Consider the following 23,274-nt stretch of genomic DNA (forward strand, 5'->3'; position numbering starts at 1 on the left):
AAGGCCGATTGCTCGGCCTTTTTTTCGACGTAGGATATTCGCTTCAGCCGATCGTCTGGCCGGTCTTTGCCCAGTCGGCGAGGAACTGCTCCAGGCCCTTGTCGGTCAGCGGGTGTTTGACCAGCGCCTTGAGCGTCGCCGGCGGCGCGGTGATGACGTCGGCGCCGATCAATGCCGCCTGCTTGACATGGTTCACCGTGCGCACCGAAGCGGTCAGGATCTCGGTCTGGAAATCATAATTGTCGTAGATGGTGCGGATATCGGCAATCAGCTCCATGCCGTCCCAGCCGCTGTCGTCGATGCGGCCGACGAAGGGCGAGATGAAGGAGGCGCCGGCCTTGGCGGCGAGCAACGCCTGGGTGGCCGAAAAGCACAGCGTGACGTTGACCATGCGGCCGTCCGACCGAATGTCCTTGCAGGCTCTCAGGCCGTCGAGCGTCAGCGGCACCTTGATGCAGACATTGTCGGCGATCCTGGCCAGGATCTTGGCCTCCGCCATCATGTCCTTGTATTCGGTGGCGATGACTTCGGCCGAGACCGGGCCCTTGACGATCTCGCAGATCTCTCTTGTGACGTCGGCGATCTTGCCGCCGGATTTCAGGATCAGCGACGGATTGGTGGTTACGCCGTCGAGCAGCCCCAAATCGTTCAGCTCACGGATTTCCTTGACATCGGCGGTGTCGACAAAAAATTTCATGGCGGTCTCCTGAAGATTTTTCATGTGCATGTCATGCACATTTGGGGTCGGACTTTGATCTAGACCAAAGTCGGGGCAAGGTCACGCCTCATGATCGAAGATTCGCCCTTTGTCGCGGCCGCACCGGTCCTGGTGCCGATGCCCGCCGAGCGCCCCTACACCTATGCCGTGCCGGCTGGCATGCGCGTCGTGCCGGGTTCGATCGTGCGCGTTCCGCTTGGGCCCCGCCAAGTCGCTGGCATCGTCTGGGACGGCGCCGTCGAAAAGGTCGACGCGAAGAAATTGCGGCCGATCGAGCAGGTTTTCGACTGCCCGCCGATCGACCACGCGATGCGGCGTTTTGCCGATTGGGTGGCGCAGTACACGCTGTCGCCGCCCGGCATGGTGGCGCGCATGCTGCTCAGGGCGCCGGAGGCGTTCGATCCGGAACCGTGGATCGAAGGGCTGCAGCGCACCTTCGCCAAGCCCGACCGAATGACGGAGCCGAGGATGCGCGTGCTGGAGACAGCCGAAGGCGGGCTCGCCTGGACGCGGTCCGGCCTGGCGCATGCGGCAGGCGTATCGTCGTCGGTGGTGGACGGGCTGAGGGCGCAGGGCGTATTCGAGACGGTGATGATCCCGCCGCGGCCGGTGGTCGCAGCACCCGATCCCGGCTACGCCATGCCGACACTGATGCCTGACCAGAGCGATGCCGCCGAGATGCTGCGCGCCAATGTCGCGGCCGGCATATTCGGTGTCACCCTGCTCGACGGTGTAACCGGATCCGGCAAGACGGAGGTCTATTTCGAGGCGGTCGCGGCCGCGCTCGATCGTGGCACGCAGGTGTTGATCCTGCTGCCGGAAATTGCGCTGACCCACGCCTTCCTCGAACGCTTTCAGGAGCGGTTCGGCGCCAAGCCGGCGGAATGGCACTCGGACCTGCCGCCAAGGATGCGCGAACGGGTCTGGCGCCAAGTGGCGGAAGGCGGCGTGCGGGTCGTCGCCGGCGCGCGCTCGGCGCTGTTCCTGCCGTGCAGAGAGCTTGGACTGATCGTCGTCGACGAAGAGCACGACCCCGCCTACAAGCAGGAGGATCGCGTCTTCTACAACGCGCGCGACATGGCCGTGGTGCGCGGCCATATCGGCGGCTTTCCGGTCGTGCTCGCCTCGGCGACACCGTCAGTCGAAAGCCGGGTCAATGCCAGCCAGGGCCGCTACAGCAGGGCGGTGCTTTCGGCGCGCTTCGCTGAGGCAGCACTTCCCGATCTCAAGACGATCGACATGCGTCGCGCGCCGCCGGCACGCGGCGGTTTCCTGTCGCCGGTGTTGCTTGGACAAATGCGGCAGACATTGGAGAAACATGAACAGTCGCTGCTGTTTCTCAACCGGCGCGGCTATGCGCCGCTGACGCTCTGCCGGGTCTGCGGCCACCGCTTTGGCTGTCCGGTTTGCTCGGCCTGGCTGGTCGAGCATCGCTTTCGCGGCCAGCTCGTCTGCCACCATTGCGGGCACAATGAGCGCCGTCCCGAGGCCTGCCCGGAATGCGGCACGCTCGACCATCTGGTCGCCTGCGGGCCGGGTGTCGAGCGCATCGCCGAGGAGGTCGTCGCGCATTTCCCCGATGCCCGCACCATCGTCTTGTCGTCGGACCTGATGGGCGGCGTGCGGCGGCTGCGGCTCGAGCTTGAAGCCATCGCCAATGGCGAGGCCGACATCGTCATCGGCACGCAACTCGTCGCCAAGGGCCATAATTTCCCCAACATGACCCTGGTCGGTGTGGTCGATGCTGATCTCGGCCTTGCCAATGGCGACCCGCGTGCCGCCGAGCGCACCTTCCAACTGCTCAGCCAGGTGACCGGCCGCGCCGGCCGTACCGGCAAGAGGAGCCTGGGCTTGCTGCAGACCTTCCAGCCCGACCACCCTGTGATGCGGGCGATCGTCTCCGGCGATGCCGAGGCCTTTTACGAACGCGAGATCGCCGAGCGCGAGCGGGCGGGGCTGCCGCCCTTCGGCCGGCTGGCCGGCGTCATCGTCAGCGCGGCGGCGCGCGCCGAAGCCGAGGGTCATGCGCGCGGCCTGCGCCGTGCCGCGCCGCAGTCTTCCGACCTGTTCGTGCTCGGCCCGGCCGAGGCGCCGCTGTCGCTGATCGGCGGCCGCCACCGCTTTCGCCTGCTGATCCAGGGCGAGCGGCGCGCCGACATGCAAGGATTCATCCGCACCATGCTGGCCGAAGGACCGAAGATACGGGGCTCGGTGCGCGTCCAGGTCGACATCGACCCGCAGAGCTTTTTGTGAAGGGGCTCAGAGGACAGGCTTCCGTAAATTGCCGATGCCCATCTGGCGTATGTCTCTTGCTTCGTTAGAATGCCCGAAATTTTGAATATGCATTTACGAGGGACAACATGGAATTTGCGTTTCCGTGGCCGATGAGCCAGGGCGAGTGGCTGGCATGGTCGAGCGCCGTGATGACCTTGCTGTTCGGCCTGCTGCTGTTCCTGGCGCCAGGGTTGGCCTTCCGCATCCTGCGGCTGCAGGTCAAGCCCGAGAAGGCGGCGGCGATCGCCGAAGGTCGCGGCAGGATGTCGGGCTTCTATCTCGGCGTCAGTCTGTGCTGCATCCTGCTTACACCCCAGCCTTTCCTCTATATGGCACTCGGCTTCTCCTGGCTGTTCACCGCCTTCGGCAGGCTGCTGTCGATGATGTCGGACGGCGCCAACACGCCGTTCAACTGGGCTTCCATCGTCGTCGAGCTGGTGCTGGCGGCGCTGCCGCTTGCCTTCGCCTTCGACTTTTTGCCCTGAATCAGGGACCAATCCGGGGTTGGTTGCTGAACTCGGCCACCGGATGCGACAATAGTGCCTGAAAACCATGCCGGACGACGCATTGCGGTCTGAAAATGCCTGTGCTAGACGGCAATCGACTTTCGACCGGGGATAGCGGAAGCCGCGCCTCCGTGCTTGGAAAAATGCAGTAAGGTCAAAGATTTAGCCAGAGTTTTCGCTCGCGCCAACAATCTGCGGCCTGTCAGACAAGAGAAAAGACGGTCCGTGGCCCAATCGTCATCGCCAATCTCAGGTGTCGCAGAACGCTATGCGGGTTCGCTGTTCGAACTCGCGCTGCAGGCCAATTCGGTCGCCAGCGTCGAGGCCGACCTCAACAGTTTCGAAGCGATGCTCGAAGGCAGCGCTGACCTTTCGCGGCTGATCAGGAGCCCGGTCTTCTCCAGCGAGGACCAGGCCAAGGCGATCGCCGCGATCGCCGACAGAGCAGGGATCACCGGCCTCACCGGCAACTTCCTGCGCGTCGTTGCCCAGAACCGCCGGCTGTTCGCCGTGCCCGGCATGATCAAGGCGTTCCGCCAGATTGCCGCCGAACACCGCGGCGAGACCGCCGCCGAGGTTACCTCGGCGCATGCGCTGACGCCTGCCCAGGAAACCGAGCTGAAAGCGGCGCTGAAAAGCGTCGCCGGCAAGGATGTGGCGATCACGGTCACCGTCGACCCGTCGTTGCTCGGCGGACTGGTGGTCAAAATCGGCTCGCGCCAGATAGATACGTCGCTCAAAACCAAACTCAATTCGCTCAAGCTTGCACTGAAAGAGGTCGGCTGATGGACATCCGCGCCGCGGAAATTTCCGCAATTCTGAAAGACCAGATCAAGAATTTCGGCAAGGAGGCCGAGGTCTCCGAAGTCGGCCAGGTGCTGTCCGTCGGTGACGGCATCGCCCGCGTCTACGGCCTCGACAATGTCCAGGCCGGCGAGATGGTCGAGTTCCCCGGCGGCATCCGCGGCATGGCGCTCAACCTCGAAGCCGACAATGTCGGCGTCGTCATCTTCGGCGCCGACCGCGACATCAAGGAAGGCGATACCGTCAAGCGCACCGGCGCCATCGTCGACGCGCCTGTCGGCATGGGCCTGCTCGGTCGCGTCGTAGACGCGCTCGGCAACCCGATCGACGGCAAGGGCCCGATCCAGGCGACCGAACGCAAGCGCGTCGATGTCAAGGCGCCCGGCATTATCCCACGCAAATCGGTGAACGAGCCGATGTCGACCGGCCTCAAGGCCATCGATGCGCTCATCCCGGTCGGTCGCGGCCAGCGCGAGCTGGTCATCGGCGACCGCCAGACCGGCAAGACCGCGATCATCCTCGACACCATGCTCAACCAGAAATCGGTGCACGACAACGGCCCGGAGAAGGAAAAGCTGTACTGCGTCTACGTCGCCGTCGGCCAGAAGCGCTCGACCGTCGCGCAGTTCGTCAAGGTGCTGGAAGAGCGCGGCGCGCTCGACTATTCGATCATCGTCGCCGCCACCGCGTCCGATCCGGCGCCAATGCAGTTCCTGGCGCCGTTCACCGCATGCACCATGGGCGAATATTTCCGCGACAACGGCATGCACGCGCTGATCAGCTACGACGATCTGTCGAAGCAGGCCGTCGCCTATCGCCAGATGTCGCTGCTGCTGCGCCGTCCCCCGGGCCGCGAGGCCTATCCTGGCGACGTCTTCTACCTGCACTCGCGCCTGCTCGAGCGCGCCGCCAAGCTCAACGACGACAATGGCGGCGGCTCGCTGACGGCGCTGCCGATCATCGAAACGCAGGCCAACGACGTGTCGGCTTACATCCCCACCAACGTCATCTCGATCACCGACGGCCAGATCTTCCTGGAAACCAATCTGTTCTTCCAGGGCGTCCGCCCGGCGGTCAATGTCGGTCTTTCGGTGTCGCGTGTCGGCTCTTCGGCGCAGATCAAGGCGATGAAGCAGGTCGCCGGCTCGATCAAGGGCGAGTTGGCGCAGTATCGCGAAATGGCTGCTTTCGCCCAGTTCGGCTCCGATCTCGACGCCGCCACGCAGCGCCTGCTCAACCGCGGCGCGCGCCTGACCGAGCTGTTGAAGCAGCCGCAATTCTCGCCGCTGAAGGTCGAGGAACAGGTCGCGGTGATCTTCGCCGGCGTCAACGGTTACCTCGACAAACTGGCGGTCAATCAGGTCGGCAAGTTCGAGCATGGCCTGTTGTCGCATATGCGCTCGGCCGGCAAGGATGTGCTCGACGGCATCCGCAAGGAGAAGGCGCTGTCGGACGATCTGCGCGCCAGGCTAAAGGCGGAGATCGATGCCTTCGCTAAGACCTTTGCTTGAACGAAGCCGGACGGACGGGATCAGGTTTGAAGCATGCCTTCATTAAAAGACCTTCGTAACCGTATCGCCTCGGTCAAGGCGACGCAGAAGATCACCAAGGCGATGCAGATGGTCGCCGCGGCGAAGCTGCGTCGCGCGCAGGAAGCAGCGGAAGCGGCGCGTCCCTATTCCGAGCGGATGGGCGCGGTGCTGGCCAATATCACTCAGGCGATCGGCGGCGGCGGCGATGCCCCGACGCTGATGACCGGCACCGGCAAGGACGACGTGCATCTGCTTGTCGTCTGCACGGCCGAACGTGGCCTGTGCGGCGGTTTCAATTCGCAGATCGCTCGTCTTGCCCGGGAGCATATCCGCAAGCTTCTGGCCGACGGCAAGCAGGTCAAGATCATCTGCGTCGGCAAGAAGGGATTTGACATCCTGCGCCGCGACTACGGGGCGCTGATCCTCGATCGTGTCGATCTGCGCGAGGTCAAGACGCTGGGCTTCGTCAATGCCGATGCCATCGCCAGAAAGGTCATCCACCTGTTCAACGAGGGCGGTTTCGATATCTGCACGCTGTTCTATTCGCAGTTCAAGTCGGTGATCAGCCAGATCCCGACGACGCAGCAGATCATTCCGGCGGGCGTGCCTTCGGCTGCCGCTGAAGCGACGGATGGCGGTAGCGCCGTCTACGAATATGAGCCGGAGCCGGGCGAAATCCTCTCCGACCTCATCCCGCGCAACATTTCCGTGCAGGTTTTTCGCGCGCTGCTTGAAAATGCGGCCGGCGAGATGGGCGCCAAGATGAGCGCCATGGACAATGCGACGCGCAACGCCGGCGACATGATCAACAAATTGTCGATCACCTACAACCGCCAGCGGCAGGCGCAGATCACCAAGGAATTGATCGAAATCATTTCGGGCGCCGAGGCGCTCTAGGCACGCTCCCAAGACGGTCATCGACCGCGAGCGTGTGAGAAACAAAGAGACGAAAAGGGTAAAGACGATGGCGAAAGCAGCGACCCCCCAGAAGGCGGCTCCGAAGACCGCGGCACCAGCGAAGGCTCCGGCAGCAGCAAAGGCCGCTCCGGCCAAGAAAGTGGCGGCACCCGCCAAGGCTGCCGCGGCGAATACGCCGGCCGTTACCATCAAGAGGACTGGCTTGGCGGGCAAGGTTCGCCAGGTCATCGGCGCTGTTGTCGACGTGCAGTTCGGCGAACATCTGCCGGCGATTCTGAACGCGATTGAGACGATCAATGTCGGCAATCGCCTGGTGCTCGAAGTGGCCCAGCATCTCGGTGAGAACACCGTGCGCTGCATCGCCATGGACTCGACCGAAGGTCTGGTTCGCGGCCAGGACGTCTATGACACCGGCGCGCCGATCACCGTGCCGGTCGGCCCCGGCATGCTCGGCCGCATCATCAACGTCATCGGCGAACCGGTCGATGAGGCAGGTCCGGTCGACGGCATCGAGATGCGCTCGATCCACCAGCCGGCTCCAACCTATGTCGAGCAGTCGACGGAAGCACAGATCCTGGTCACCGGCATCAAGGTTCTCGACCTGCTTGCGCCCTATGCCCGCGGCGGCAAGATCGGCCTGTTCGGCGGCGCCGGCGTCGGCAAGACGGTGCTGATCCAGGAACTGATCAACAACGTCGCCAAGGCACATGGCGGCTTCTCGGTGTTCGCCGGCGTCGGCGAGCGCACCCGCGAAGGCAACGACCTCTATCACGAGTTCATCGAGTCCGGCGTCAACAAGAAGGGCGGCGGCGAAGGCTCCAAGGCCGCACTCGTCTATGGGCAGATGAACGAGCCGCCGGGCGCGCGCGCCCGCGTCGGCCTGACCGGCCTGACGGTTGCCGAATATTTCCGCGACCAGGGCCAGGACGTGCTGTTCTTCGTCGATAACATCTTCCGCTTCACGCAGGCGGGCTCTGAAGTGTCGGCTCTGCTCGGCCGTATTCCGTCGGCCGTCGGCTATCAGCCGACGCTGGCCACCGACATGGGCGCTCTGCAGGAGCGCATCACGACGACGACCAAGGGCTCGATTACTTCGGTGCAGGCGATCTACGTGCCTGCCGACGATCTGACCGACCCGGCGCCGGCGACTTCGTTCGCCCACCTCGACGCGACGACCGTGCTCAACCGCGCGATCTCGGAAAAGGGCATCTATCCGGCGGTCGATCCCCTCGATTCGACCTCGCGCATGCTCGACCCGATGGTTGTCGGCGAGGAGCACTACCAGGTCGCGCGCCAGGTGCAGTCGATCCTCCAGCGCTACAAATCGCTGCAGGACATTATCGCCATCCTGGGCATGGACGAGCTGTCGGAAGAGGACAAGCAGACGGTGGCCCGCGCCCGCAAGATCGAGCGCTTCCTGTCGCAGCCCTTCTTCGTCGCCGAAGTGTTCACCGGCGCGCCGGGCAAGCTGGTCGACCTCGCCGACACCATCAAGGGCTTCAAGGGCCTCTGCAACGGCGACTACGACCACCTGCCGGAGGCCGCCTTCTACATGGTCGGCGGCATCGAAGAAGCGGTCGAGAAGGCACAGCGCCTGGCGGCTGAAGCGGCTTGATGGTGAATGGTCAATAGTGAATTGTGAATAGGGAGTAGCGGACAGGAAATCGGGGCTGAGTGAAGGGCATTCTTTCTCACCATTCACCATTCACCATTCGCTAAATTGATCATGCCTGAAGCTTTCAAATTTGAACTGGTCTCGCCGGAGCGCCTGCTGGTTTCCGAGCAGGTCGAGTCCGTCGTCATTCCGGGTGTCGAAGGCGAGATGACCGTGATGGCGCATCACGCACCGGTCATGACCACGATCAAGCCCGGCGTCGTCACGCTGAAGACCGCTTCCGGCAAGGAAGAGCGCTATGTGGTGTTCGGCGGCTTTGCCGACATCGTTCCGGCCGGCTGTACGCTGCTCGCAGAATCGGCTGTAGCGGTCGGCGATATCGACCGCGCCGATCTTGCCCGCCGCATCCAGGAGGCGAGGGAAGACGCCGCCGACGCCAGGGACGATCAGACCCGCAGCAAGGCCGAGCAGTTCCTTAACCAGCTCACGACGCTGGAAGGTGCCATCCTGCCGGCTTGAAGCGAAGATCAGTTCGGCTTTTGAGAAAGCGAGGCTTGCCTCGCTTTTTTATTTGATGGACAGTCCGGCTGCCTGCGCATTGGCATTGAGGGGTGGCCGTGACGGAAGAAACAGCGCGACGAGAAACAGCCTCGCGATCCCTGTGGTCGACGGCCCTGGTGTCAGCCTTTGGCGGTCCGTTCGGCGGCTTTCTGTGGATCGGCAGTGGCAAACTGGCGGTCGCCAGCGTGGTGGTGATCAGCGCCGTCGTTTTCGCGCTTATTTACATCGGCTTTCCGGTATTGCCTGGCGTCGATCCTGCTTGGTGGGCCAATTTTTCAGGGATCGGTTTGATGGCCCTGTGGGCAGCGATCGTTGTTCCCTTCGCGCACCGGTTCAAGCCGGACAGATGGTACGCGCATGGGCTTTCGGTGCTGGTGCTCGTCTTTCTGACCTCGTATCCGGCTGCATTCGCAATACGCGCGTTCCTGTTCCAGCCTTTTTCGATTCCCTCCAGCAGCATGGTGCCGACGTTGCAGGAAGGCGACTATCTCTTCGTCTCCAAAATGGCATACGGCTACAGCCGCTACAGCGTGCCGTTCAACCTGCTTCCCGTTGATGGACGTTTATTCGGCGCGGAACCCAAAAGGGGAGATGTGGCTGTATTCAAGTTCCCGCCCGATCCGAGCGTGGACTACATCCAGCGGATCGTCGGCCTTCCGGACGAAAAGATCCAGATCATCGACGGGGTGCTTCACATCAACGATGTCGCGGTGGGACTCGACAATATCGGTACTTTTTCGTCCGACGAATTCTCGAGAGCCAAACTCCAAAGCGAAACCTTGCCGGGGGGTGTCACCCATTCCGTTCTCAACCTCACCGACAACTCGATCGGCGACAATACGCGCGTGTTTGAGGTGCCCGAAGGCCACTACTTCGTGCTTGGTGACAATCGCGACAATGCCTCCGACAGCCGGTTCAGTGTCGGGTTTGTTCCCTATGAAAATCTGGTCGGCAAGGCTGTGCGGCTATTCTGGAATTCCAAAAGTACCGATTATTCGTCTCGACAGACGCCGAACGGCCAGGCGAGCAAATAGCCTTACACGGTCAGCGCCTCCACCGCGCGCATGACGCCGCGCAGTTCGGCGAGGCCCTTCAGCCGGCCGATGCAGGAATAGCCGGGGTTCACCTTCTTGCCGATGTCGTCGACGATGGCATGGCCATGGTCGGGACGCATCGGGATCTGCCAGTCCGCCCTGCCTGCCGCCTTGCGTCGCCGTTCTTCGCCAATCAGCGCCGACACGACCGCCACCATGTCGGTGTCGCCGTCGAGGTGCTCGGCTTCATGGAAGGAGCCGTCGGGCTCCTTGGTGACGTTACGCAGATGGGCGAAATGGATGTTTTCGGCGAAAGCCTTGGCCATTGCCGGCAGATCGTTCTGGGCGCCCGCGCCATAGGAGCCGGTGCACAGCGTCAGTCCGTTAGCCGGTGAAGCGACGGCGTCAAGCAGCGCGCGGGCATCGGCTGCCTTGGAAACGATGCGCGGCAGGCCGAACAGCGAAAAGGGCGGATCGTCCGGATGGATCGCCATCCTGACGCCGGCCTCTTCGGCCACCGGCACGATCTCGCGCAGGAAGGCAAACAGGTTTTCACGCAGTCCTTCGGTGGAGACGTCCTTGTAGAGGTCGAGCGCGCGGCGGAAACTTGCCCGATCGAAGATGAATTCGCGCGCCGGCACCCAGCCGATCAGGTTGCGCTCCAGCCTTGCCTTGTCGCTTTCGCTCATGCCTTGCAGCCGAGCACGCGCGGCTTCGATACGGGCCGGCGGGTGATCGGCCTCGGCCCCTTTTCGCTCGAGGATGAAGACGTCATAGGCGCAGAGTTCGACGACATCGAAGCGCAGCGCCGTGCCGCCATGCGGCATCGGATAATCGAGGTCGGTGCGCGTCCAGTCGGTGATCGCCATGAAATTATAGCAGACGGTGTTGATGCCGGCGGCGGCGACGGCGCGGATCGAGGCCTTATAATTGTCGATCAGGGCGCGCCAGTCGCCGCTGCGGGTCTTGATGTCCTCATGGACGACGATGCTCTCGACCACGTCCCAGGTCAGGCCTGCTGCCTCGATCTCGGCCTTACGCCTGGCGATCTCGCCCGCCGGCCAGGCGCGCCCGTCGTTGAGGTGGTGCAGCGCGCTGACGATGCCGACGGCACCGGCCTGACGAACATGGGCAAGCGTCACCGGATCGTCGGGGCCGAACCAGCGCCAGGTCTGTCTCATGGCTTCTCACTCCCTATGCCAAGTGCCGCGAAAGCAGCGGCAGGCCCGCCCCGCCGCAGGCGTTCGAGATGGGCTGCCGTCAGGTCGATCAGTGTCATGCGCTGTGAATGGTCCTTGGCGAAGCCAGCCAGATCGAACACCGCCGCCACAGTTTCCACCCGGCTGCCGAGCGCAGTGAGTCGAGTATCGAGCGGGTCGGTGAAATGGGCTTCCGGCAGGGTTTTGCCGCGCGCCTCGCAAGCGGCGATCCAGGCGGCCACCACCAGCATCAGATGCGCGGGCGGGTCACCAGCGCTCAGCCGCTCGACGGCCGAGGCGACGATGCGCTGCGGCAGCTTCTGGCTGCCGTCATTGGCGATCTGTGCCGTCCGATGGGCCAGCGCCGTGTTCGAGTAGCGTTCCGCGAGCTGGGCGGTGTAGCCGGCCGTATCGAGCCCGGCGTCCTGCGGCAGCGTCGGGATGGCCTCGGCCCACAGTCCGTCGACGAATTGCCTGATCGCCGGATCGGCGAAGGCGCGGTCGACCGTTTCATAGCCGCTGAGCAAGCCGAGATAGGCGATTGCCGAATGCGAGCCGTTGAGCAGCCGCAGCTTCATGTCTTCGAACGGCCCGACATCGCCTACCATGGTGACGCCGAACTTTTCCCATGCCGGCCTGCCCGCCGGGAAATCGTCCTCGACCACCCATTGGCAGAACGGCTCGGTCATCACCGGCCAGGCATCCTCGACGCCGAGCTCGACGGCGATACGCGCCCGGTCGACGTCGGTGGTTGCCGGCACGATGCGATCAACCATGCTCGACGGAAAGGCGACGCCGTCGGCGATGTGGCCGGCGAGGCCGGGATCGCGCAGTGCGGCGAATTCGACCAGCAGGCGGTGCAGCGTGGCGCCGTTGGCCGGAAGGTTGTCGCAGCAGAGCACGGTGAAAGGCTGGATGCCGGCGGCACGGCGGCGCGAGAGCGCTTCGGCCAGGAAACCATGCGCCGTCCGGGGCATTTGCGGGTTAGCCAGATCGTGGACGATGTCGGGATGTGTGCTGACCAGACCGCCGCCGGCGGCTCTCAAATAGGCCTTTTCGGTGATCGTCAGCGTGACGATGCGCGTGCGCGGATCGGTTAGAACGGCGAGTACCGCAGCCGGATCTTCCGGCGCCACCAGCAGCGACCGGATCGAGCCGACGACGCGCAGCTCTTCACTGCCGCTGCCCCTGATCGCAAGCGTGTAGAGCCCATCTTGTGGCGCCAGCGCGTCGCGCGTGTCTGGACTGCGCAAGGAGACGCCGACAATACCCCAATCCGCCTCTCCTGCCGCCAGGCAGTCGTCGACATAGGCAGCCTGATGAGCGCGATGGAATGCGCCGACGCCGAGATGGACGATGCCCGGCGCGATGCCGCCGCGGTCGTAGCGGGGAACCGCGACCGAAGCCGGCAGTGCCTTCAGCGTGCTGTTGGAAAGGCGTCTATTGGTCATTGCGCGGCGTGTCTTATCGAGATTGTTTGGTCACTGTTGGCAGGCGAGGTAACACCCGTTGCCGTCCCGCACAATGGGCAATGGGCGTCGAAAAGTCATCATACAACAACCCAATTTTTGTATGTTGACATTATTTCTTCCCGACCCTACCGATGTCCGGATTGGGAGGATTTACGTGGCGGCATTGACGGATCCGGATTTGCTATTTGCCGCCGAGGCGCGCCCGCTTTCGCTGGCTCGCGATCTCTATGCCGCGGTCAAGGACCTGCCGATCGTCAGCCCGCACGGCCACACCGATCCGCGCTGGTACGCGCTGAACGAGGCGTTTCCCGACCCAGCGCAATTGCTGATCGTGCCGGACCACTACATTTTCCGCATGCTGTTCAGCCAGGGCGTTCGGCTTGAGGAGATTGGCGTGCCGACGCTTGACGGCTTGCCGGTCGAGACCGACGGCAGGGCGATCTGGCGGCGCTTCGCCGAGCATTATTATCTGTTCCGCGGCACGCCGACCCGGCTGTGGTTCGACCATGTGCTCGCCCATCTGTTCGGCATCGACGAGCCGCTGAATGCCAAGACAGCCGACCGCCACTACGACACCATCGCGACGCTGCTGCAGCGTGAAGACTACCGTCCCCGGGCTCTGTTCGAGCGCTTCAACATCGAGGTCATCGCGACGACGGAGGGCGCGCTCGATGATCTCCAATGGCACCGGACCATCCGCGACAGCGGCTGGCAGGGCCGCGTCGTCACAGCCTACCGGCCGGATGCGGTCGTCGATCCCGATTTCGAAGGCTTTTCGGCCAATCTCGACCGCCTTGGCGATATCACCGGCTGCGACACCGGCAATTGGACCGGCTATCTCGATGCGCATCGCCAACGGCGGGCCCTCTTTAAGAGTTTTGGCGCGACTTCGTCCGATCACGGCCATCCAACGGCCGACACCGCCAATCTCTCGGATGCCGCCGCCGAGGAGCTGTTCAACCACATTCGGCGGGGCTCGGACGACGAGCGCGAGCGAAAGCTGTTTCGCGCCCAGATGCTGACCGAGATGGCCAAGATGAGCCGCGACGACGGGCTGGTCCTGCAGATCCATCCCGGCTCCTGGCGCAATCATTCGCCGGCTATCTTTCAGAAGTTCGGCAGGGACAAAGGCTTCGATATTCCGACCCGAACCGACTATGTGACGGCGCTGAAGCCGCTGCTCGACTGCGTCGGGCTGGAGCGCGACCTCACCATCATCCTCTTCACGCTCGACGAGACCAGCTGTGCGCGCGAGCTGGCGCCGCTCGCCGGCGTCTACCCGGCATTGAAGCTCGGGCCGGCCTGGTGGTTCCACGACAGCCCCGAAGGCATGCGCCGGTTCCGTGAGATGACCACCGAAACGGCCGGTTTCTACAACACCGTCGGTTTCAACGACGACACCCGCGCTTTTCCATCCATACCGGCCCGCCATGATGTGGCGCGCCGGGTCGATTGCGCTTTTCTGGCGCGTCTCGTCGCCGAGCATCGGCTCGGCGAGGACGAGGCGCACGAGCTGGCGCAGGAACTTGCCTATACGCTCGCGAAAAAAGCGTACCGGCTCTAACGGCGCTTGCCGCCATCGTTCAAACGGGAGGAAACCAATGCTGCATTTTTCTAGACTAGCGGGAGCTACGCTACTTGCCGCCGCACTGATGGCCGGATCGGCAAGCGCCCAGACGGTTTTGCGCTCGTCCGACACGCACCCGGACGGCTATCCAACGGTCGAGGCGGTCAAATATTTCGGCGAGCTCGTGAAAGAGCGCACGGCCGGCCGCTATGTGGTCGAGCTCTATCCTTCCGCGCAACTCGGCGAGGAAAAGGACACGATCGAGCAGGTGCGCACCGGCGTGATCGACCTCAACCGCGTCTCGATGGCGCCGTTCAACGGGCTCATCCCCGAAACCACCATACCCTCGCTGCCCTACATCTTCCGTTCGGAAGACCATATGCACAAGGTCATGGACGGAGCGATCGGCGACCAGATCGCCGCGGCGTTCGACCAGGTCGGGCTGGTGTTGCTCGCCTTTTACGACGGCGGCTCGCGCTCCTTCTACAATTCGAAGAAGCCGATCAACTCTGTAGCCGATATGGCCGGCATGAAGTTCCGCGTCATCCAGTCCGACATCTTCGTCGACATGGTGGCGGCACTCGGCGCCAACGCGACACCGATGCCGTATGGCGAAGTGTATTCGGCGATCGAGACCGGGGTCATCGACGGCGCGGAGAACAATTTTCCGAGCTACGACACCGCCAAGCATGCGGAAGTCGCCAAGTACTATTCGCTCGACGAGCACACGATGGTGCCGGAAGCCTTCGTCATGGCGAAGTCGAGCTGGGACAAGCTGACGCCGGAAGACCAGGCGATCTTCAAGGCGGCCGCCAAGGAAAGCGTCGCCAAGCAGCGCGAGCTGTGGACCGCCAAGGTCAAGGAATCGCGTGCCAAGGTCGAGGCGGCCGGGTCGCAGATCACGACGCCGGACAAGCAGCCCTTCATCGACGCGATGGGGCCGGTCTACGAGAAGCACGTCAAGGACGACAAGCTGAAGGCCATGGTCGCAGCCATCAAGGCCGTGCAGTGATCAAGCGGCGGCGCGGGAATTCCGCGCCGCCATCCTCTTCGGGAGAAAACCGGTGACTTCCAGCCCAAAACCAAGACCGCCCCTGTCCGGCGTCGCGCGCGTGATGTCGCGCGTCAGCACGGCGGCGCTGTCGATCGCCGGCATCGGGCTGGTGCTGATGACCGCCTTCGTCGCCTGGCAGGTGTTCGGCCGCTATGTTCTGAACCGCTCGCCGAGCTGGACCGAGCCGGGCTCGGTGATGCTGATGAGCTGGTTCATTTTCCTCGGCGCTGCCGTCGGCGTGCGCGAGAACTATCACCTCGGCTTCGACGTCCTGCTCTACGTGCTGCCGAAAGGCGGCAAGCGCTGGCTGAGGATGATTTCGGACCTCGTCGCGCTCGCCTTCGGCATCGGCATGATCTGGTATGGCAGCCAGCTGGTCGCATTGACCTGGGGCTCTACCTTGCCGTCACTCGGCATATCGGGGGGCTGGGATTACGTCCCGCTTGTCGCGGGAGGCGCGCTCATCGTGCTCTTCACGCTGGAGCGCATCGTGCTTCGCCTCTCCGGTGCGCCGATCGACGATGCCCTCGATGAACTGCCGCCGGCCGAAGTCGCAGCCGAACTCGACACCGCGAACGTGAAGGTCTGACGCCATGGAACTCTGGATTCTCTTCGGCGTCTTCACCCTGCTGATGCTTATCGGCACGCCGATCGCTTTCTGCCTCGGCGTCGCAAGCTTTGCCACCGTCCTCTATATGGGCCTGCCGCCGCTCATCGTATTCCAGCGACTGAATTCCGGCATGAGCGTTTTTTCGCTGCTGGCCATTCCGTTTTTCATCTACGCCGGCGACTTGATGGTGCGCGGCGGCATCGCCAGCAAGATCGTTGCCTTCGCCGGCTCGCTCGTCGGCCATTTGCGCGGCGGCCTCGGGCAGGTCAACATCGCCACCGCTACATTGTTCGGCGGCATTTCGGGCTCCGCGGTGGCGGAGGCAGCGGCGGTAGGCGGCTTAATGATTCCGCAGATGAAGGCGCGTGGATATGGAGCGGACTACGCCGTCAATGTCACGTCGATGGCGGCGCTGATCGCGCTGCTCCTGCCGCCGTCGCACAACATGATAATCTACTCGATCTCGGCAGGCGGAAAGATCTCCATCGCCGATTTGTTCACGGCCGGCATCATTCCGGGCCTGCTACTGGCCCTGTCACTGATGGTCACCGCCTATTTCGTGGCGCGCTCCCGCGGCTATCCGACCGAGCCGTTTCCGGGCTTCACCGCCGTCGCGCATCTCTTTGCTGTCGCGGTGCCCGGCCTGCTGCTGATCGCGATCATCTTCGGCGGCGTACGATCGGGCGTCTTCACGGCCACCGAGAGTTCCTGTATCGCCGTCATCTATGCGTTGCTCGTGACTGTCTTCGTTTACCGGCAGATGACCTGGGAAGGGTTTGTTCATGCCACCCATGGCGCCGTGCGCACCACGGCCATGGTGCTGCTCATCATCGGCATGGCGGCGGCGTTCTCGTGGTTGATGGCCTTCCTGAAAGTGCCGGCAGCGCTCATCGCCTCCATGAACGCGATCTCGGACGATCCGCTGGTCGTGCTTCTCCTGCTCAACCTCTTGATGCTGTTCCTCGGCACCTTCATGGACATGGGGCCGACGATCATCATTTGCACGCCGATCTTCCTGCCCGTGGCGCAGGCCTACGGCGTCGATCCGGTGCATTTCGGCGTCATCATGATCCTCAATTTCGGCATCGGGCTGAACACGCCGCCGGTGGGCGCAGTGCAGTTCGTGGCGTGCGCAGTAGGCAAGATATCCGTCTGGGAATCGATGCGCTCGATCTGGCCGTTCTATGGCGCAGGCCTCGTGGTGCTGGCGCTCGTCACATACATTCCGGCCATTTCGCTATGGCTGCCGAGCGTCTTCAAATAGGGGGTGCGACATGGCCTGGGACACCGCAGTCGGCCTCCGCGTCGAACGAAGACCGAAGCTTTCGGAAACCGTCGTTGCGGCGATCCGCAAGCAGCTGCAGGCGGGCGAGATCCAGCCGGGACAAAAGCTGCCGACCGAGGGTCAGTTGACTGAAACCTTCGGGGTCAGCCGCACCGTGATACGCGAGGCGCTGGCCAAACTTGCCGCAGACGGCCTGGTCGAGCCGCGCCAAGGCGCCGGCGTCTTCGTTACCGAGCATATCTCGACGATGTTCGGTGCTCTGGCAGCGGAGATGGGCAGCAAGGATTCGATCGCCCTCAACGTTCTGGAAGTCAGGTTGGCGATCGAGATCGAATCCGCCGGGCTCGCTGCCATCCGCCGCAACGCTGCACAGGAAGCGGCAATCCAGGAAGCCTTCTTCGAGTTCGAGCGGCTGCTCCTCAACAGCGAGCCGACGGGACCGGCCGACCTTGCCTTCCACCGCGCAATCGCCAGCGCCACAAACAATCCTTTCTATGTCGAGATGCTCGACGTGCTCGGCCGGCGCGCCATTCCTTGCGACGTGACTTCGCCCTGGTCGACCGAGCTCGCCCAGTCCGACGCCTACCAGCGCGGCCTGCAGCGCGAGCACCTGATGATCCTCAATGCCATCTCGGCAGGCGACGCCGAGGCGGCCCGGGAGGCGATGCGCGCGCATCTCGGTGCCAGCCAGCAGCGCTATCGCGAGCGCCTGCACGCGCGCCAGGTTTTTTATGCCGACTCGGTCAAGGCCGCGGCAACCGAATGACCAATGAGGCAGCAATGATTCAAACTGACGATCACACGGATTTCACCTCCCGCTTCGCCATCGACCCTGTTTCTGCCGCGGCGATGGGCACGGACGAGCTCCGTCACAATTTTCTCATCTCGGGCCTGTTCCAGCCCGGCCGCATTAGCCTGACCTACACCCATTACGACCGCATGATCGTCGGCGGCGCCATGCCCGCCGACGCACCGCTTTTGCTGCAGGCGATCAAGCCGACCGGGACGAAGGATTTTCTCGACCGCCGAGAAATGATCATCGTCAATATCGGCGGTGCCGGCATCGTCAAAGCTGGCGGTCAATCCTACGAGCTGCAGCCGCGCGACATGCTCTATCTCGGCATGGGCACCGATGAGGTATCGTTCGCTGCGAGCAATCCGGCTGAGCCGGCTAAGTTCTACCTGCTCAGCGCGCCGGCGCATCAGAGCTACCCCAGTCAGCTGATCCGCATCGGCGATGCCAAGCGACTCGATCTCGGCAGCCAGGCGACCTGCAACGAGCGCTCGATCTTCCAGTTCATCCATGCCGACGGCGTAAAGACCTGCCAATTGGTCGTCGGCATGACCCAGCTTGCCCCCGGTTCCGTCTGGAACACCATGCCTTGCCATGTGCATGACCGGCGCATGGAGGCCTATCTCTACTTCGACCTGCCGGAGACGGCGCGGGTGTTTCATTTCATGGGTGAACCAGACGAAACGCGCCATCTCGTCATGCGCAACGAGGAGGCGGTGCTGTCGCCGGGATGGTCGATTCATTCGGGTGCCGGCACTTCCAACTATGTGTTCATCTGGGCGATGGCCGGCGACAATGTCGACTATACCGATGTCGATCTGGTAACGATGGAAGAGCTCAAGTGAGCGATCTCTCGGCCTTCAGCCTTGCCGGCAAGCGCATCCTCGTCACCGGCGCCAATACCGGAATCGGCCAGGGCATCGCCGTGTCGATCGTGCGCGCCGGCGGCATGGTCGTCGGCGTCGGCCGGTCGGCGATGGACGAGACGGCAGAGAAGATAGCGGCGGCCGGCGGACGCTTCGAAGCGGTCCGCTGCGACCTTGGCGATGATGCAGCTGTCCAGGCGATGCTTGACCGCGTCTGGGACGATACGGGGCCGCTCGACGGCCTGGTCAACAATGCCGGCATCATCCGACGTGCCGATGCGGTCGAACTGACCGAAGCCGACTGGGACGACGTCATGGGCGTCAATCTCAAGACGGTGTTCTTCCTCAGCCAGAGTTTTGCCAGGCGCGTGCTTGCCGCTTCGGGGCGGCGTGGCAAGATCGTCAACATCGCTTCGGTGCTGAGTTTTCAGGGCGGCATCCGCGTCGCCTCCTACACCGCCTCCAAACACGGCGTGCTCGGCATCACCCGGCTGCTCGCCTGCGAATGGGCGGCAAAAGGCATCAACGTCAACGGCATTGCGCCGGGCTATATCGAGACCAACAACACCGAGGCGCTGCGCGCCGATCCCGACCGCAGCGCCTCGATCCTGGCGCGTATCCCGGCCGGGCGCTGGGGCGCGCCGGAAGACATCGGCGACGCAGCCGTGTTCCTGCTGGCGCCGGCGTCGAACTATATGCATGGCGCGGTGATGCCGGTGGACGGCGGCTGGCTGGCGCGATGAGCAACAAAAGATGAGAGTTTGGCGATGACCGGAACCAAAATCTTCTCGCATGCCGGCGAGGGTGCGTGGACGCCGACGCCCGATGGCAATCGCAGGCGCGTGCTCTTGCACACTGATGAACTGATGATGGTCGAGTTTGCCTTCGACAAGGGCGGCGTCGGTGCATTGCACTCGCACCCGCACGTCCAGGCGAGCTACGTCGCCGAAGGTCGCTTCGAGGTCACCATCGACGGGAGGACCGAGATCCTGGAAACCGGAAGCAGCTTCATCGTTCCTTCCAATCTGATCCATGGTGTCAAGGCGCTGGAGGCGGGACGGCTGGTCGACAGCTTCACGCCGCACCGCGCCGATTTCCTCGACTGAGCTGCGGGCCCGAAGATCAGGCTGCCGGTTTGCGCTTCTCTCGGAACGAAAAACCCGCGCCTCCGGAGAGACGCGGGCGTGTTGCCTGGGCGCTTGTGGCGCCGCGGTACTCAAAACATCACCGCAGAACCTGAACCTGCCGAATGATGGTGAAGATAGGATTAACCGCCCCGAGACGGCGCGATATTCACAGCCAAGGCGAATAGGGGCTGGAACGACGGTCTCATATCGGCCAATGAGAGAGAAGTTCTCTTCAGGCGGTGCCGAGGACAGGACTAGAGGGGTCTAGAATGTTCGAATCTGCTGTCCAGGCAATCACCTGGCGATTCGCCGGTGAATTTCGGCAGGTCATGTTCCCGAAAGTGCTGCAGTGCAGATAACAGCGAGCATCCCGGCAGAGGTTCCCAAGCGGCGCGTCCTGAAGGATGTGTTCGGCTTCGATGATTTTCGTCCCGGCCAGGCGGTCGTGATGGAGGCGCTGCTGGCCGGGCGCCATGTGCTGGCCGTCATGCCGACCGGCGCCGGCAAATCGCTCTGCTACCAGGTGCCGGCGCTGGTGCTGGGCGGGCTCACCATTGTCGTTTCGCCCTTGGTGGCGTTGATGCAGGACCAGGTCGCCGCATTGCGCCTTGCCGGCGTGGCGGCCGATACGATCAATTCCTCACTCGACCGCGATGCCAATATCGCTGCATGGCGCCGCGTCGCGGCAGGCCAGACACGCCTGCTCTACCTTGCACCGGAGCGGCTCATGACGGCGCGAATGCTCGACGCGCTCGCCAGGCTCGATATCCGGCTGATCGCCATCGACGAGGCGCATTGCATCTCCCAATGGGGACCGGCGTTTCGGCGCGAATATGAAGAATTGTCGCGGCTGCGCGGCATCTTCCCTGATGTGCCGATCATTGCGCTGACGGCGACGGCGGACGAGACGACGCGCACCGACATTGCCGCGCAACTGTTCGACGGGCGCGTCGACACCGTGGTGCTGGGCTTCGACCGGCCAAACATCAAGCTAGGCATCGAGCCCAAACAGGACAGCAAGCGCCAATTGCTGAGCTTCGTGCAGCGCCATGCCGGCCGCAGCGGGATCGTCTACTGCCTGTCGCGCAAAAAGACCGAAGAGATGGCGGCGTTCCTCGAGCGGAACGGCGTGCGTGCCCTGGCCTATCATGCCGGCATGAGCAAGGACGCGCGTGAAGCGAATCAAAACGCTTTCATGACCTTGTCCGGCGTCGTGATGGTGGCGACCATCGCCTTCGGCATGGGGATCGACAAGCCGGATGTCGCCTATGTCTTCCATACGGATCTGCCGGGCAGCCTCGAAGCCTATTACCAGGAAATCGGGCGAGCGGGCCGCGACGGGCGGGCGGCCGAGGCACATATGCTCTTCGGTCTCGGCGATATCCGCATGCGGCGGCTTTTCATCGAAGACGAGGACGCACCGGCGGAGCACAAAAGGCGCGCGCACGGCCGGCTCGACACGCTGATCGGCTATTGCGAGACGGCGCAGTGTCGCCGCCAGATCCTGCTTGGCTATTTCGGCGAAAGTGCGTCGCCTTGCGGCAATTGCGACAACTGCCTTGACCTGGCGCCGCATGCGGATGGTGAGGCGGAGGCACGGATCATCCTCGCGGCCATCGCACAGACCGGCGAGCGCTTTGGTGCTGCCCATGTCGTCGATGTTTTGCTCGGCCATGAAACCGAGAAGGTCCTGGCCAGGAACCACCACAGGCTTACCAGCTTCGGCACCGGTGTGGCGCACAAGAAGAATCTATTGCTGTCGCTGGTCCGCCAGCTCGTCGCGGGAGGGTTTCTGACATTGGACTCAGGCGGCCATGGCGGCCTCGCCATCGCCGAAAAGGGCCGTGAGCTGGCCCGCGGAGAGGCTTCGTTCCGGTATCGTGTGGACGCGCGCCAGTCATCGCGAGGCAAGATACGTCCCGTACAGGGCGCCGCAGCAGGCACGGAAGCTCTGGATTCGGCGCTGCTGGCCGCACTCAAGGCGGTACGGCTGCGTCTCGCCCGCGAGCGCCAGGTGCCAGCCTTCGTGATCTTCTCCGATCGTACGCTGATCGATATGGCCGAACGCTGCCCGAGTGATCTGGACGCCTTCGCCGAAGTGAATGGTGTCGGCGCCGCGAAGCTCAAAGATTTCGGCGAGATATTTCTCGGCGCGATCGCCGCGCATCAATCCGATGGATCGGCTTGAAAAACCCTCACCAACGTCCTGCGGCAACTGTCAGTTTGCGAGGCAACATTTCTTGAATTTCTTGCCGCTTCCACAGGGGCAGGGATCGTTGCGTCCGACATCGCGCAAGGGGTTTGTGGCCGGCGTCATGTTGGACCAATCTCTGGTTGGCCAAGGCTCCCAATCGTCCTCGTCAAGCCCAATGCCGTGAGTCGTCCAATCCAGCGCCGCGAGCACATCGTCGATATAGCCGAGATTGGCGTGCTTGAACCGATCGATGTCATCAGGGCGTTGCTCGGCGTTCCAGCAGATCCCTTTCGAAATGGCTGCGTTCTAGCACTCCGTACGGCACACGGTCTTCGTCCCAGGCGCTGTAGACGAGCGGGACAAGATCGCGCACCGCGAGCAGGGCGATGGCCTCCAGCCAGCCAATCCAGGCGTGATCGTCGTCGTCAGCCAGCCTCTCCTTGAAGAACCGCTCGAGAAACTGCTGCATCCGATCTCGCTCGATTCGGCCTTCCCAGGTTAGAAAGGTCGCCGCGCCCAGCAGCGCTTCGCGGGTAAATTCGTCGACGGAGCGGTCGGCGATGACGCTGAACAGGGCGTCAACATCGCCGTCGAACACGCCCGCGACGATGCGTGCCATGGTTTCGGTGATGGCGTCGCCGAGCAGGCGGTTGGTTTCCTTCTCCGGGCGGCGCAGCAGGCGCAGCAAGGGTTGACATGCCTGGCTGTCACGGGCGCCGCCCAGAACATACAAGCCTCTGAAGAGCAGCATCTCCTCATCCTCCGACAGAGCCTCTCCATCGGCCGCTCTCGTGAGGATCGCCCGCAACGCGGGAGCGGATTCTTCAATCCTTGCGATGCAGTGAATGATTGCCACATCCGGCAATTGCCGCTTGGTGGCCACGGCATGCAGTTGGTCTTCTATCGGACCCAGATCGAAGCCGGGGTTGCCATGGCCAAGGATAGATTCCAGATCTTCGTTCTTCATGGCATTCTCGATGTCGTTCGCGCTTGCCAAATCTACGCCAGACCGGCTGCCTTTCAACAGTTCATCCGCTGCATGAGTAGCAAATTCCTGTGCAGAAGGTCATCGCCGCCAGTGGAACGGGCAGCGGCGAACCGTCGTCTCAAGCGGCTCTACGACGCCGTTGAGGTGCGTCTTCTCA

Annotated in this window: 22 protein-coding genes; 17 read left to right on the forward strand and 5 right to left on the reverse strand. The window is 63.3% G+C overall.

Annotation, left to right across the window (positions count from 1 at the left end; genetic code table 11):
• Positions 1-43: 43 nt before the first annotated feature.
• Positions 44-697, reverse strand: coding sequence for a fructose-6-phosphate aldolase (fsa, locus tag NKJ08_RS06390; protein ID WP_352522954.1), 654 nt, complete (start codon positions 695-697; stop codon positions 44-46).
• Positions 698-787: 90 nt separating this feature from the next.
• Between fsa and NKJ08_RS06395 the strand changes: the two genes are divergently transcribed.
• The 8 genes from NKJ08_RS06395 to lepB all read left to right on the forward strand — a co-directional run bounded on the left by NKJ08_RS06395 (position 788) and on the right by lepB (position 9,962).
• A complete protein-coding gene (locus NKJ08_RS06395; protein WP_352781541.1) occupies positions 788-2,971 on the forward strand; it encodes a primosomal protein N' in 2,184 nt (727 codons plus the stop codon).
• Between the two features lie 107 nt (positions 2,972-3,078).
• Complete coding sequence (locus NKJ08_RS06400) at positions 3,079-3,477, forward strand: AGROH133_08824 family phage infection protein (RefSeq protein ID WP_352522952.1); 399 nt, start codon at positions 3,079-3,081, stop codon at positions 3,475-3,477.
• A 246-nt stretch (positions 3,478-3,723) separates the two neighbouring features.
• Positions 3,724-4,284, forward strand: a complete 561-nt coding sequence (locus NKJ08_RS06405; protein WP_352522951.1) for a F0F1 ATP synthase subunit delta — start codon at positions 3,724-3,726, stop codon at positions 4,282-4,284.
• Positions 4,284-5,813, forward strand: a complete 1,530-nt coding sequence (gene atpA / locus NKJ08_RS06410) for a F0F1 ATP synthase subunit alpha (protein WP_352522950.1) — start codon at positions 4,284-4,286, stop codon at positions 5,811-5,813. Before NKJ08_RS06405 ends, atpA begins: the two co-directional genes overlap by 1 nt.
• Positions 5,814-5,846: 33 nt before the next feature.
• Positions 5,847-6,731: a F0F1 ATP synthase subunit gamma gene (locus NKJ08_RS06415; protein WP_352522949.1), complete on the forward strand. Its 885-nt coding sequence runs from the start codon at positions 5,847-5,849 to the stop codon at positions 6,729-6,731.
• Positions 6,732-6,798: 67 nt separating this feature from the next.
• Positions 6,799-8,367: a F0F1 ATP synthase subunit beta gene (gene atpD, locus NKJ08_RS06420; RefSeq protein WP_352522948.1), complete on the forward strand. Its 1,569-nt coding sequence runs from the start codon at positions 6,799-6,801 to the stop codon at positions 8,365-8,367.
• 111 nt (positions 8,368-8,478) lie between these two features.
• On the forward strand, positions 8,479-8,886 hold the full coding sequence (locus NKJ08_RS06425) for a F0F1 ATP synthase subunit epsilon (protein WP_352522947.1): 408 nt from the start codon (positions 8,479-8,481) through the stop codon (positions 8,884-8,886).
• A gap of 98 nt (positions 8,887-8,984) precedes the next feature.
• Positions 8,985-9,962 (forward strand): signal peptidase I, encoded by a 978-nt coding sequence (gene lepB, locus NKJ08_RS06430; RefSeq protein WP_502900635.1) that lies wholly within the window; start codon positions 8,985-8,987, stop codon positions 9,960-9,962.
• 2 nt (positions 9,963-9,964) lie between these two features.
• Here lepB and uxuA read toward each other — a convergent pair whose 3' ends face one another.
• Together uxuA and NKJ08_RS06440 are read right to left on the reverse strand one after the other, a co-directional pair.
• Positions 9,965-11,143 carry a mannonate dehydratase gene (uxuA, locus tag NKJ08_RS06435; RefSeq protein WP_352522946.1) on the reverse strand — a complete coding sequence of 393 codons (1,179 nt, stop codon included), beginning with the start codon at positions 11,141-11,143 and terminating at the stop codon, positions 9,965-9,967.
• The gene (locus NKJ08_RS06440) at positions 11,140-12,612 is read right to left on the reverse strand and encodes a mannitol dehydrogenase family protein (protein ID WP_352781542.1); all 1,473 of its coding nucleotides are present in this window, start codon (positions 12,610-12,612) and stop codon (positions 11,140-11,142) included. Before NKJ08_RS06440 ends, uxuA begins: the two co-directional genes overlap by 4 nt.
• Positions 12,613-12,787: 175 nt before the next feature.
• Between NKJ08_RS06440 and uxaC the strand changes: the two genes are divergently transcribed.
• The 9 genes from uxaC to recQ all read left to right on the forward strand — a co-directional run bounded on the left by uxaC (position 12,788) and on the right by recQ (position 22,123).
• Positions 12,788-14,197 carry a glucuronate isomerase gene (uxaC, locus tag NKJ08_RS06445; protein ID WP_352522944.1) on the forward strand — a complete coding sequence of 470 codons (1,410 nt, stop codon included), beginning with the start codon at positions 12,788-12,790 and terminating at the stop codon, positions 14,195-14,197.
• A 37-nt stretch (positions 14,198-14,234) separates the two neighbouring features.
• Positions 14,235-15,212 carry a TRAP transporter substrate-binding protein gene (locus NKJ08_RS06450; protein ID WP_352522943.1) on the forward strand — a complete coding sequence of 326 codons (978 nt, stop codon included), beginning with the start codon at positions 14,235-14,237 and terminating at the stop codon, positions 15,210-15,212.
• Positions 15,213-15,315: 103 nt separating this feature from the next.
• Positions 15,316-15,843 (forward strand): TRAP transporter small permease, encoded by a 528-nt coding sequence (locus NKJ08_RS06455; protein WP_352479635.1) that lies wholly within the window; start codon positions 15,316-15,318, stop codon positions 15,841-15,843.
• A 4-nt stretch (positions 15,844-15,847) separates the two neighbouring features.
• A complete protein-coding gene (locus NKJ08_RS06460; protein ID WP_352522942.1) occupies positions 15,848-17,128 on the forward strand; it encodes a TRAP transporter large permease in 1,281 nt (426 codons plus the stop codon).
• Between the two features lie 10 nt (positions 17,129-17,138).
• Complete coding sequence (locus NKJ08_RS06465; RefSeq protein WP_352522941.1) at positions 17,139-17,915, forward strand: FadR/GntR family transcriptional regulator; 777 nt, start codon at positions 17,139-17,141, stop codon at positions 17,913-17,915.
• Positions 17,916-17,929: 14 nt separating this feature from the next.
• Positions 17,930-18,787 carry a 5-dehydro-4-deoxy-D-glucuronate isomerase gene (gene kduI / locus NKJ08_RS06470; RefSeq protein WP_352522940.1) on the forward strand — a complete coding sequence of 286 codons (858 nt, stop codon included), beginning with the start codon at positions 17,930-17,932 and terminating at the stop codon, positions 18,785-18,787.
• A complete protein-coding gene (gene kduD / locus NKJ08_RS06475) occupies positions 18,784-19,551 on the forward strand; it encodes a 2-dehydro-3-deoxy-D-gluconate 5-dehydrogenase KduD (RefSeq protein ID WP_352522939.1) in 768 nt (255 codons plus the stop codon). The genes kduI and kduD overlap by 4 nt, the downstream gene beginning before the upstream one ends.
• Positions 19,552-19,575: 24 nt before the next feature.
• Complete coding sequence (locus tag NKJ08_RS06480) at positions 19,576-19,914, forward strand: cupin domain-containing protein (RefSeq protein WP_352522938.1); 339 nt, start codon at positions 19,576-19,578, stop codon at positions 19,912-19,914.
• Positions 19,915-20,284: 370 nt separating this feature from the next.
• Positions 20,285-22,123 (forward strand): DNA helicase RecQ, encoded by a 1,839-nt coding sequence (gene recQ / locus NKJ08_RS06485; protein ID WP_352522937.1) that lies wholly within the window; start codon positions 20,285-20,287, stop codon positions 22,121-22,123.
• A 30-nt stretch (positions 22,124-22,153) separates the two neighbouring features.
• Here the strand turns inward: recQ and NKJ08_RS06490 are convergent, their stop codons facing one another.
• Positions 22,154-22,252, reverse strand: a complete 99-nt coding sequence (locus NKJ08_RS06490; RefSeq protein WP_352522936.1) for an SEC-C metal-binding domain-containing protein — start codon at positions 22,250-22,252, stop codon at positions 22,154-22,156.
• Between the two features lie 133 nt (positions 22,253-22,385).
• The gene (locus tag NKJ08_RS06495) at positions 22,386-23,096 is read right to left on the reverse strand and encodes a DUF1186 domain-containing protein (RefSeq protein WP_352522935.1); all 711 of its coding nucleotides are present in this window, start codon (positions 23,094-23,096) and stop codon (positions 22,386-22,388) included.
• Positions 23,097-23,274 lie beyond the last annotated feature (178 nt).

Origin of the sequence: Mesorhizobium sp. M0244, assembly GCF_040321795.1 — a bacterium.
In the GTDB taxonomy this organism is placed as follows: domain Bacteria; phylum Pseudomonadota; class Alphaproteobacteria; order Rhizobiales; family Rhizobiaceae; genus Mesorhizobium.

Coding starts and splice junctions, on each gene's coding strand:
- fsa (WP_352522954.1), bottom strand. CDS start 697: ATGAAATTTTTTGTCGACACCGCCGATGTCAAGGAAATCCGTGAGCTG.
- NKJ08_RS06395 (WP_352781541.1), top strand. CDS start 788: ATGATCGAAGATTCGCCCTTTGTCGCGGCCGCACCGGTCCTGGTGCCG.
- NKJ08_RS06400 (WP_352522952.1), top strand. CDS start 3,079: ATGGAATTTGCGTTTCCGTGGCCGATGAGCCAGGGCGAGTGGCTGGCA.
- atpA (WP_352522950.1), top strand. CDS start 4,284: ATGGACATCCGCGCCGCGGAAATTTCCGCAATTCTGAAAGACCAGATC.
- NKJ08_RS06415 (WP_352522949.1), top strand. CDS start 5,847: ATGCCTTCATTAAAAGACCTTCGTAACCGTATCGCCTCGGTCAAGGCG.
- atpD (WP_352522948.1), top strand. CDS start 6,799: ATGGCGAAAGCAGCGACCCCCCAGAAGGCGGCTCCGAAGACCGCGGCA.
- NKJ08_RS06425 (WP_352522947.1), top strand. CDS start 8,479: ATGCCTGAAGCTTTCAAATTTGAACTGGTCTCGCCGGAGCGCCTGCTG.
- uxuA (WP_352522946.1), bottom strand. CDS start 11,143: ATGAGACAGACCTGGCGCTGGTTCGGCCCCGACGATCCGGTGACGCTT.
- NKJ08_RS06440 (WP_352781542.1), bottom strand. CDS start 12,612: ATGACCAATAGACGCCTTTCCAACAGCACGCTGAAGGCACTGCCGGCT.
- NKJ08_RS06450 (WP_352522943.1), top strand. CDS start 14,235: ATGCTGCATTTTTCTAGACTAGCGGGAGCTACGCTACTTGCCGCCGCA.
- NKJ08_RS06455 (WP_352479635.1), top strand. CDS start 15,316: ATGTCGCGCGTCAGCACGGCGGCGCTGTCGATCGCCGGCATCGGGCTG.
- NKJ08_RS06460 (WP_352522942.1), top strand. CDS start 15,848: ATGGAACTCTGGATTCTCTTCGGCGTCTTCACCCTGCTGATGCTTATC.
- NKJ08_RS06465 (WP_352522941.1), top strand. CDS start 17,139: ATGGCCTGGGACACCGCAGTCGGCCTCCGCGTCGAACGAAGACCGAAG.
- kduI (WP_352522940.1), top strand. CDS start 17,930: ATGATTCAAACTGACGATCACACGGATTTCACCTCCCGCTTCGCCATC.
- NKJ08_RS06480 (WP_352522938.1), top strand. CDS start 19,576: ATGACCGGAACCAAAATCTTCTCGCATGCCGGCGAGGGTGCGTGGACG.
- NKJ08_RS06490 (WP_352522936.1), bottom strand. CDS start 22,252: ATGACGCCGGCCACAAACCCCTTGCGCGATGTCGGACGCAACGATCCC.
- NKJ08_RS06495 (WP_352522935.1), bottom strand. CDS start 23,096: ATGAAGAACGAAGATCTGGAATCTATCCTTGGCCATGGCAACCCCGGC.